The following is a 1,088-nucleotide window of genomic DNA, read 5'->3' as shown; positions in this document are numbered from 1 at the left end:
AATTAGCTCAGAACTTTAGCAACAACGCCCGCACCAACAGTACGGCCGCCTTCACGGATTGCGAAACGCAGACCGTCGTCCATCGCGATCGGGTGGATCAGGGTAACAACCATTTTGATGTTGTCGCCCGGCATTACCATCTCTACGCCTTCCGGCAGTTCGATGGTACCCGTCACGTCAGTCGTACGGAAGTAGAACTGCGGACGGTAGCCTTTGAAGAACGGAGTATGACGGCCGCCTTCGTCTTTGGACAGGATATAAACTTCAGATTCGAACTTGGTGTGCGGCTTGATAGAGCCCGGCTTAGCCAGTACCTGACCACGTTCGATTTCTTCACGTTTGATACCACGCAGCAGAACACCAACGTTCTCACCAGCACGGCCTTCGTCCAGCAGTTTGCGGAACATTTCAACGCCAGTACAGGTAGACTTAGCAGTCTCTTTGATACCAACGATTTCAACTTCTTCGCCAACTTTAACGATACCGCGCTCTACACGACCGGTAACAACAGTACCACGGCCGGAGATGGAGAATACGTCTTCGATAGGCAGCAGGAACGGCTTGTCAATCGCACGCTCTGGTTCCGGGATGTAAGAATCCAGGTAGCCAGCCAGTTCAACGATTTTAGCTTCCCACTCAGCTTCGCCTTCCAGCGCTTTCAGAGCAGAACCACGAACGATCGGAGTATCGTCGCCCGGGAAATCGTACTGAGACAGAAGTTCACGAACTTCCATTTCTACCAGTTCCAGCAGCTCTTCGTCATCAACCATGTCGCATTTGTTCAGGAACACGATGATGTACGGAACGCCAACCTGACGACCCAGCAGGATGTGCTCACGAGTCTGCGGCATCGGGCCGTCAGTCGCAGCAACAACCAGGATCGCGCCGTCCATCTGCGCAGCACCGGTGATCATGTTTTTAACATAGTCGGCGTGGCCCGGGCAGTCTACGTGTGCGTAGTGGCGAGACGGGGTGTCATATTCAACGTGAGAAGTGTTGATGGTGATACCACGTGCTTTTTCTTCCGGTGCGTTATCGATCTGATCGAATGCACGAGCAGAACCGCCGTAGGTTTTAGCCAGTACGGT

At 53.2% G+C, this 1,088-nt stretch carries 1 protein-coding gene; it reads right to left on the bottom strand.

All coding sequences use genetic code 11. From position 1 onward, the window contains the following. Positions 1 to 2: 2 nt before the first annotated feature. The coding region (gene tuf / locus FDW95_RS22330) for an elongation factor Tu (RefSeq protein ID WP_117344063.1) at positions 3 to 1,088 on the bottom strand (1,086 nt) is incomplete at its 5' end.

The organism is Citrobacter sp. wls718, from assembly GCF_005280945.1.
Lineage (GTDB): Bacteria > Pseudomonadota > Gammaproteobacteria > Enterobacterales > Enterobacteriaceae > Citrobacter > Citrobacter gillenii.
This window is presented reverse-complemented; position numbering and strand designations above follow the sequence as displayed.